The 8447-nt window shown below is 62.6% G+C and carries 10 protein-coding genes and 2 pseudogenes; 6 read left to right on the forward strand and 6 right to left on the reverse strand.

Annotation, left to right across the window (positions count from 1 at the left end; all coding sequences use genetic code 11):
• Window positions 1–100: pseudogene (locus AC2VOU_RS00770) on the forward strand (MmpS family transport accessory protein); the annotation flags it as partial.
• Window positions 101–163: 63 nt separating this feature from the next.
• On the opposite strand, the gene AC2VOU_RS00775 reads toward AC2VOU_RS00770, so the two are convergent.
• From AC2VOU_RS00775 to AC2VOU_RS00795, 5 genes are all read right to left on the reverse strand, one after another.
• Entirely contained in the window at window positions 164–286 is a 123-nt protein-coding gene (locus AC2VOU_RS00775; RefSeq protein WP_486955644.1) for a hypothetical protein, read from the reverse strand.
• Window positions 283–879 (reverse strand): recombinase family protein, encoded by a 597-nt coding sequence (locus AC2VOU_RS00780; RefSeq protein WP_486955635.1) that lies wholly within the window; start codon window positions 877–879, stop codon window positions 283–285. Before AC2VOU_RS00780 ends, AC2VOU_RS00775 begins: the two co-directional genes overlap by 4 nt.
• Before the next feature lie 213 nt (window positions 880–1092).
• Complete coding sequence (locus AC2VOU_RS00785; RefSeq protein WP_486955636.1) at window positions 1093–1371, reverse strand: type II toxin-antitoxin system RelE family toxin; 279 nt, start codon at window positions 1369–1371, stop codon at window positions 1093–1095.
• A complete protein-coding gene (locus AC2VOU_RS00790) occupies window positions 1368–1652 on the reverse strand; it encodes a type II toxin-antitoxin system Phd/YefM family antitoxin (protein WP_486955637.1) in 285 nt (94 codons plus the stop codon). Before AC2VOU_RS00790 ends, AC2VOU_RS00785 begins: the two co-directional genes overlap by 4 nt.
• Window positions 1653–1715: 63 nt before the next feature.
• The gene (locus tag AC2VOU_RS00795; RefSeq protein WP_486955638.1) at window positions 1716–4340 is read right to left on the reverse strand and encodes an N-6 DNA methylase; all 2625 of its coding nucleotides are present in this window, start codon (window positions 4338–4340) and stop codon (window positions 1716–1718) included.
• 214 nt (window positions 4341–4554) lie between these two features.
• Here AC2VOU_RS00795 and AC2VOU_RS00800 point away from each other — a divergent pair, with 214 nt between their 5' ends.
• Entirely contained in the window at window positions 4555–5313 is a 759-nt protein-coding gene (locus AC2VOU_RS00800) for a YfbU family protein (protein ID WP_486955639.1), read from the forward strand.
• Window positions 5314–5343: 30 nt separating this feature from the next.
• Here AC2VOU_RS00800 and AC2VOU_RS00805 read toward each other — a convergent pair whose 3' ends face one another.
• On the reverse strand, window positions 5344–5547 hold the full coding sequence (locus AC2VOU_RS00805) for a helix-turn-helix domain-containing protein (RefSeq protein WP_486955640.1): 204 nt from the start codon (window positions 5545–5547) through the stop codon (window positions 5344–5346).
• 173 nt (window positions 5548–5720) lie between these two features.
• Between AC2VOU_RS00805 and AC2VOU_RS00810 the strand changes: the two genes are divergently transcribed.
• The 4 genes and pseudogenes from AC2VOU_RS00810 to AC2VOU_RS00825 form a co-directional block, all read left to right on the forward strand.
• Window positions 5721–5951, forward strand: a complete 231-nt coding sequence (locus tag AC2VOU_RS00810; RefSeq protein ID WP_486955641.1) for a hypothetical protein — start codon at window positions 5721–5723, stop codon at window positions 5949–5951.
• Window positions 5948–6253, forward strand: a complete 306-nt coding sequence (locus tag AC2VOU_RS00815) for a hypothetical protein (RefSeq protein WP_486955642.1) — start codon at window positions 5948–5950, stop codon at window positions 6251–6253. The genes AC2VOU_RS00810 and AC2VOU_RS00815 overlap by 4 nt, the downstream gene beginning before the upstream one ends.
• 119 nt (window positions 6254–6372) lie before the next feature.
• A complete protein-coding gene (locus AC2VOU_RS00820) occupies window positions 6373–6831 on the forward strand; it encodes a hypothetical protein (protein ID WP_486955643.1) in 459 nt (152 codons plus the stop codon).
• Between the two features lie 1123 nt (window positions 6832–7954).
• Window positions 7955–8447: pseudogene (locus tag AC2VOU_RS00825) on the forward strand (hypothetical protein); the annotation flags it as partial.

Genomic DNA, 8447 nt, shown 5'->3' on the forward strand with positions numbered 1-8447 from the left:
CAACGTGTACATTCCCTGGTCGATGACCGTCACGCCGATCGCCCAGTCCGACGTAGGCTCGGTCGAGGCGTCCAGCCTGTTCCGCCTCAGCCGTCTACACACAATTTCGGCGATATGTGGGAAATCCCGTAGGATACCGAAAAATAGGCAAAAATGGGCGGATTTATCGCCAGGCTTCCTCGGAGAGCAGAACTTCGATGTCGATTGCACGTATCGCCGCAGACAAGCGTTCGAGCTTGTCGGTGTCGTCTTCGGCGGCGGGGATGCCGTTGTTGTCCGGAGTCACTTCGCCAGGGTATCGGGCGCACTCTGCCGGGGTTGAAGTCCAGCTAGATAACGGTAAGCGGTGGCCCGGCCGATCCCGAATGCTTTGGCGAGTTCGGGCACGGGTTCACCGGTAGCAGCGAGTCGACGAAGCTGCTGTTGGCGTTCGGGAGTGAGCTTGGTCGGCTTCGTGGTGGGGAGTCCGCGGGCCTGTCGGGATTGGCGTGATGCGGCGCGCCGCTCGCGACCTAATTCGAGTTCGAGTTCGGCGAGGGTGGCCATGATGGCGGCTATGGCTCGCCCGGTCGGTGTCGCTGTGTCGATGCCTTCGCGTATGGCGCGCAATAGAATTCGCCGCTCGCTGAGGCCTGAGATGGTGCGGGTGACTTCCGCGACAGATCGACCAAGGCGGTCGATCGCGGCGACGACGACGGTATCGCCATCGCGGGCATAGTCGAGCATGGCGGCCAGGCCAGGGCGGGGGGTGCCGGCGCCGGAGAGTTTGTCGGTGAATATCCGGTCGGCGTCGACGCCGGCGGCGGTGAGTGCGGACAGTTGGGCGGCGAGGTCCTGGCCGGTGGTGCTGACGCGGGCGTAGCCCAGAGTCGCCGTCATATCCGCACTGTCTCATTGGCCACCGACAGTGGGGATTCGAGACACGCGATGCGAGACGAGATTCGAGACGCCGCGACCTGGGACTACTGGGAAGGAGATCGTCGCCGCTGGGGGTATCGCGATTCTTTAGTTTTGGGACAGCGGATTGCGAACCGCCAGTCGGCGAAAACGGTATGAGCGGCTCCCACGCGGACCCTACCGCGGACGCTGTCGTCATTGCGCACGGTATGCGTCCGCGCGGCTGAACACCCCAACAACGGTGACTTGCTGACGCTTGTCGTCAATTCTGTAGAGCACGCGGTAGGTGCCGCGGCGTGCGCTATGGCGATCGTGCAACGGTGGCCGGAGCTGCTTGCCCACACGGTGGGGATTGGCAAGCAGTGGACCGATGATGAACTCATAGGCAGCGAACGCCACCGATTCGGGAAGTTGTTCGGCCAGTTGTTTTTTCGCGGTCGGAGCGATTATCAGCTCATATCGTCGGCCGGTCACGTCCTAGCTCGGCGTGCTTGCATCGCTGCGGAAAGGCTGTCCTGGTTCTCCCCTTCCCCCCGGGCTAGCTCAGCATCGGCCTCGGCAAGGGCACGGAGCGCCGCCGCATCGGACAGCACTGCAATAGTTTCCTCGAGTGACTCCAGATCGTCGACGGCAAGAAGGACCGCCGCAGGGCGTCCATGCACCGTTACCGTGATCCGCTCGTGCTGATCGCCGACACGGGCCACCAGTTCCGATAGATGCGCCTTCGCCTCGGCGAGTGAGCTGACTTCGGACATAGTCATAAGTATGACCAGTTGGTTGCCCTGCGTCCAGGGCTTCTAGAAACGAGACGGCAGACTTTACGTAGCTTCCTCAAGCGCGCTCAGTTCGCGTACCGAGTCCACACCTTCGACCTCGATAGTCAACAGGCGCGTCGTCTCTCTGAGCTCCGCGCGCCGGTTGATGGCCAACTTGATGCCCTTCGAAATGCGTTTGCACTCTTTCTCGTCGCGCGGCACTGGTATTCGGACCTCACCGAGGCGGTTGCCGAGGCTGTCGATGATGTCTTGCGTGAAGCGCTTGGCCCGGATCTGGCGTTTGACGATCGGCGAGTTGAGAGCAGCGAACAAGAGCCAGGGATCGATCGAGCTGTCGGAGGCGACCCGAATCTTCATGACGTGGGATTGGTAGAGGATTTCGGTGTCCAGTGGGCTGACTACCGCCGTAGTGCCGATCAGGTAGGTGCCGTCACGCACCATCAGGATGTCGCCAACGGCGACGTCGAATTTCTCTGGGTGCTTCGCGCGTAGCGCCTTAAACAGCTCCTCGCTAACTCCGTGTTTCGGATCGGCCTTGAGTTCCCAGTTCGAGAGGTCGCTGGTTCGAATGAAGGGCACCGGGCCTGTGCCGTAGGCCATCTTGCCGACTTCGATGCCGGTGGCTATCGCAATCTCGCCCTTGTCGATGAAAGACTGAAGAGCCGGAGTGTGATGCGTTGATTCCAATGCCGCTAAATCGGCAGTGAGCTCGGGGTCGTAGTACTTCGGGATGAAAACTGTTCCAGCGAGCTCGGATCGAGGTTGCATGAAGCCGAGGTGGTCGTCTGGAACGAGACCCAGATTCTTGAACTTGACGTAGTTCTCGGCGATGATCGGCACGTCGTCAAGCAGGACGTCCTCGTCGCCTTCGCGCCGAAATGTGGGGTTCCCACGGGAGTCGTGACCGCACCACTTTGCGTCGGCCATGAACACGAGATCTTCGTCGCCGCTCTTGTTTTTCGGGTCGCGCTTACGGAGCACGACCATGCAGACTTTTGTGTGTGTGCCAGCTTTACCGCTCGTCTTGAACAGTGGCTCGGGCATCGCCGCGATTGCAAGGACTGTTGCCTTCGACTGGAGCCAGTCGATAACGTAGGAGTAGGACGGGCTGCCGAACAGGCTTTCAGGCAGCACGATACCGAGGCGACCGCCCGCCTTGAGTAGCTGCAATGAGCGCTCGACGAACAGCAGCTGCGGCGGGAAGTCGCCAAGCACCTCGTCGCTGAGTTCTTTGACTCCGGTTTTCTTGTTCGTTGTCCACTTATGACCGAAGTCGAACTGCTCAAGGGTTGGCCGGCCCACCACCCGGATCTTCTTACCGAACGGTGGATTGGTCAGTATCACGTCGAAGGTTCCGAGCTTGACCTTCTCGCGTACCTGGTCAGGCCACTGCTCGGGGGGTTGCAGGCTGCTGTCGACGCGGAAGACGCCGCCGCGGCCGTCCCCAAGGATGGCCAGGTACGCCTTCGTGCACTTGGCCAGGAACGCATCTTTATCCATGCCTCTCAACGTTCGAGTGGCGATCTCACGCTTGCGACGCTCCAACAGGGCCGCTGACCAGCCTTTGTCCTTGGCCTCGATGTCCAGGCCGTCCCAAACGTGCTCCAGGGCGACCGTGAGGAAGCCACCAGATCCACACGCGGGATCAATGATGAGTTCGCCCGGCTTCGGGTCAACCATTTCGACGAGCGCCCGCACGACGTTGCGCGGAGTGAAGAACTGACCCTCGGGGCCTCGCAGAGCGGGCCCGATGAACACTTCGAACGCTTCGCCGATAGCGTCTCGTTCCGCCTGTAGCAGGCTGTATGCCTGCAACTCACCCACGACGTAGGCGACGCTGTTTTCGTCGAGGTCGATCGTGTCGGTCTCGTCAAAGACATCTGGATACTCGATCTTGACGTTGTCGAACAGGTCGAGTATCCGCTTGTAAACGTCCCGTGGTTCTTCGTTGAGGCCGAACCGGAACTGAACCATGTCACGGGCGCCGGAGTTGATCTCGTCGAAGATTTTGCAGAAGAGCAGATTGATGACTTCTTGGGCGAGCGGTTCGTCTCGGGTGATGCCGGGCGCGTTGCCGGCGAGGTGGTTTCGAATGTCTCGGAAGACAGAACGCAGGTTGCTCGGCTTTACGAGGTCTTTCTTGCGGTACAGGCCGATGTCTTCGACCCGTTGCCCATATCGGGGGATGTTGGGCAGCGTCTCAAATATGCGCGTTCCGTCTTTCCTGAATACTTTGCGCACATACCAGTGGTCTTCACCGTTGAACCAGATGCCCAGGTCCGCGTTCGACATGTCCAAGTAGCGTTTGAGCTGCTCGGTGCCGTCCTTGCGGTTCCGCCTCTTGCACTCGACCACTAGGACTACGTTTTCGGCGGTGTGCTTGTCAGACGAAAAAATGGTGATGTCGACCGGGTACTTCTTCGATTCGCTCGGAGACGTGGCTACTCGCCATTGAGGTCTGGTGCGCAGGTGTGAGATCGGGTAGCCGAAGTCTTCGACGAGCCTTCGGCTCATCACTTGGACCGCCTCGAGTTCCTCGGGCGTTGCCTGCACCATCTTTCCGGACACGTAGTCGCGGATGGCGCCACGCTTGATCGTCTCCAGCTCTGGGACGTCAGCGTCGGCCTCATCGCCGTCGACCAGGTCCTCGTCGTTCCCAGTTCTCACCGGGGTGAGGATAGCTGTTTCGCTTCGCAGGTCCTGTTGCGGCGCGCGAATGAGTAGATCGTCGGGCAAACGAACCTTCTCGGTTGTTTAGAAACGAGACCGTGGTCCAACGTTGCCATCTATCCCCTGATGATCGCACCGGAATGCGTCACACGGATAACGATGTATGACGATGCTACAATCACTGTCATACACAACTACGAAGGGAGGCGGTATGGCCGTCTTGAACATCCGCGTGGAAGACCGGATCCGCGATCAGCTCAAGGAGATGGCCGACACCGAAGGAGTCACGCTCAGCGAATACGCCCGCGATCTGCTCATGGCCGCGGTCGTACCCGTACACCAGCCGCCGGAGAGGCACGGTGACCTGCCGGCACCGGACACCATGCGGATCTTTGACCGGCAGGTGCTCTCGCTGCTGCACCGCATCCTCGCGCGTGTACTACCCGAGGACTCCAACGACGTTGACGGGAACGCGGAGGATCAACTGGAGCGTGCGCGCGTGATCGAGTCGGGCTTCACCGAGGAGTACTGGTACGAAGTTGCGGGGTTCCGCCCTGAGCTGTCCAAGCGCGACTGCGGCCGCGTACTGGACATCCTCGACATGTTCCGCTCGATCACCTTCAGCATCCAGCGCCTGGAAAAGCAAGGGACCACCCTCGACGAGGACGCGGCCTACGGGCTGGAGTTCCGGGGCTTCGACCACAACGACGGGCTCGAGCACCACATGGCCAGCTACGTCGAGCACCTGATGGCTGATGGCCGCTGGAGCGAACTGCGGCCGCAGCTGGACAACAACGACGGCGGAAACTCCCACCACCGGATGCTCGACACCTACATGCGGATGCTCGCCGAATACCGCCGCATCCTCGACGGCCGCAGCCGGGGGTTCCACCCGGACGACTACTTGCTGTCCATGGAAGAACTGGAGCAGATCGCGGCGGCTCGGGTCCACCCGTCGAACCGCGGGTAGTTCGGCCGCCTCTCTTGAGACACAGCGTTGTCAGCGTTTGCCCAGCCATCGGCGCACGGTCATTCGGTCCACGCCGAGTTCTTCGGCAATTCGTGTTTCGGAGACGCCTTCGCTGTGAGCGGACTGGGCCATGATCTGCGCAATCCGTGACGCCTCGGCCGCCGCCGCTCGGACCCGGGCCAGTTTCTTGCCGTGCGCCCGGCGTTCTTTGTCGGTGTAGTGATCCAAGTGCATGTAGATATGTCTACACCACGACCTGTAGACTAGTCTACTAACCGAGATATCAGTTTTATGTCGGTGACCAGCGGTAGGATTGCCCCGAAGGTGCTGTGTTCATTGATGAATTGCCGCACCATACGTGAACAAAAGAAGCAAATAACGCAATCACTGAACAGTGAGGTCAAGCAATGGCACTCGATGACGGCGCGCTGCGGGCAATCGTCGACCCGCCGGTTGACGGGCCGGTGTTTAGCGGCGATGTTTCGGGGCTGGACCCGATGAGCGCGGCCCTATTGGCTGCGACGGCCGATTGGCCGGCGGTCGCAGCGCAACTGCGGCTCGATCGAGCGGCCGCGGCTGAGGAGCTTGCGGTCGCCCACTCAAAGTTTTTCTATGACGCCGGCGGCGGGCAAAAATGAGCGATACGCACACTCCGCACATCGATCCCGAGGGCTTGGGCGCGGCCATGGCCGCGTGGCAGGCCGATGTACCCGCCGCAGTGGCCTACCCCGAATTGACCGCTGCGCCTGATGATGCGGCCACGGCAGCGGTTCTCGCGGCTATCGCGCACTGGCCTGGTGAACACACGACGATGGCCAGCGACCGAGACGATAAAGCCACCCGATTCGTCACCGCCGCCTCGGCCACCACCCGCATCGAGGTGGGCGCCGACGACGATAACGCAGTGCGCATCTCCTCGATCGAGGGCGTATGGACATGACACCTGGACCTGGGTGGTCATCGACACCGCCGATAGCCGGTTCATCGCGGCCGGTGCCGTATCCGATGCCGCCTGCGCCGCATCAGCCCCCACCTGCCGGCCGCCGCCAGTCTCGTGGTGTGCGGCGAGCCGCCACAATTGCGGCTTTCGTGGCCTGCGTGTTCGGTGCCGGGGTGGGCGGCGTTGCAGTCGGCGCTGATCTCGCGTCGCGACCCACCACGGCCACCCCGCCGTCCTCACCGGCCCCGCCGGCACCTGAGGTTGTGCGCGCCCAAACCATCGATCTGTGCACGCGCTTCGCCGCGGCCTACGCCGCGATCCCGACCCCACAGAACCACGCGGCCGATGTCATACCCGCAGCGAATTACGTCGCAGATGCGTTGCGGGACAACCCGGCTGGCGATCCCGACGTGAGGGCGGCGATGCTCAAGTCGCTACAGCTGATGCGCGATCAGGGCGCGGCGTTGAGTCGGGAGCCTTCTAAGGGCGCGGTGCAGCCCCCGACCAACTGGACCGCCGCCGCCGCCAATGCCGCCGATGATCAAGTGTGGGCACGCTGCAACGGATACCAGGGGTGAAACTGACGTGGCTGCAGTCGATTCCGGAGGAGACAGCGCATTCGCGACAGCGGTCAAGGCTGGGCGTTGGCCCAGTCCTGAGATTTTGGACCGGGTTGCTGACGCCCACGAGCAGCAAGCCTCGACGCTGCGCACCGCCGGTGACAGGTCGTGCAATGTCCACCGGCCGCGGTTAAAAGAAGCGCTGCAAGGACAAGCCGGCGCGGCGCAATTCGGAGAACATAACGCCAACGTCCACCTGTGGGACACCCACGCCGACCTTTACACGCAGTCAGGAGACGCGGTCCGCAATGCGGCGGGCGAACTTCGCTCACTGCAACATGACCTCAGACTTCTCATTGAGGACAAAGAGCCGCAGTACCAAGCCGCAATGCGGAGCGGTAAAACCGTTGCTGCACAGGCGATCCTGGCATCCACATTAACCGAGGCGGACGACATGGTAGCCAAACGCGGTGGATCCGCGACCATGTATGTCCGAGGTGTGAACTTCACTGCGCCCCTACCGGACCGGCCCGTTACCGACCCGGACGGCCAGAACGGTCAGAACGGTCAGAACGGGAATCCGCACCACGACAAGAGGACGGGCCCTGGCGTAAACGGCAAAGAGACACCCGGGGAAGATGCGGAGGGGTCTACCGATGGCCAATACCAAGCTGAGTCCCAACAAGGCATAAAGACCGATTTGCCCCCGGGGACACCGACGTCTGATCTTGATGCGAGCGGTTCATCACACGATATACGAACGGACCTGCCGCCGGGTGTTCCTCCGAACAGTACGCCCGCACCTGCTACCTCGCCGATCTCGCCGCTGCCCCAGACCCTCGGCGGTTCGATGGGTCGGGCCGCCTCGGGTAGCGGCGGCGGGGCTGCTGGTGGCGGCGGGTCGGCGCTTTCGGGTCTGGGCTCTGGGTTGAATCCTGGTTCGGGTTTGGGCTCGTCGATGCCGACGTCGCCGGCTTCGTCGTTGCCGTCTGCGCCTCCTGCACAGTCTGCGGCGTCACCGATGGCGAATGCGGGGTCGAGTTTCCAATCGGGCTTGGCGTCGGGGATGGGGGCGGTGGCCCCGCCGGTGGCAGAGCAGTCAATAGCGCCTCAGCAGGCGGTTGCGGCTCAGCAGCCGGTGATGGGTTCCCCGGCTGTGGGCAGTGGGCCGGCCGGTGTGCCGATCGCGCCGCATGCGGTGCCGGACGGCGGTGTTGGCGGCCCGGTTCAGGGTGGCAGCTCTGGCGGTGGTCCGGTGAGTGGTGCGCCGATGATGCCGCCGGCGGCGATGGGTGGTGGTGGGCCATTGGCTCCGTACAGTGCGCCGGGTGCCAGTGGGGCGCCTACCGGTGGTGGGACGTCGACGACGCCGGCCTCGGCTGGTCAGGGCTCGTCTGGTGGCGCGGCGCCAGCTAGTGGTGGTGGTTTGGCTGCGCCTGGGCCGCTGGTGGCGGGGGGCTCGGGGTCGGGTACCGCGATGGGGGGTTTGGGGGCGTCGTCATCGGAGGTGAATCCAGACCTGTTGAGGGCTCAACGGGTGTTGGCTGAGTTGGTGCGTGGTAGCGAGGCGTCGGGCATGCTTCCGGTCTGGGCGGTGTCAGTGTTGAGACTGCCGGAAGGGTCGTCCGTCGTCG

This window comes from Mycobacterium sp. TH-M25, assembly GCF_057473665.1.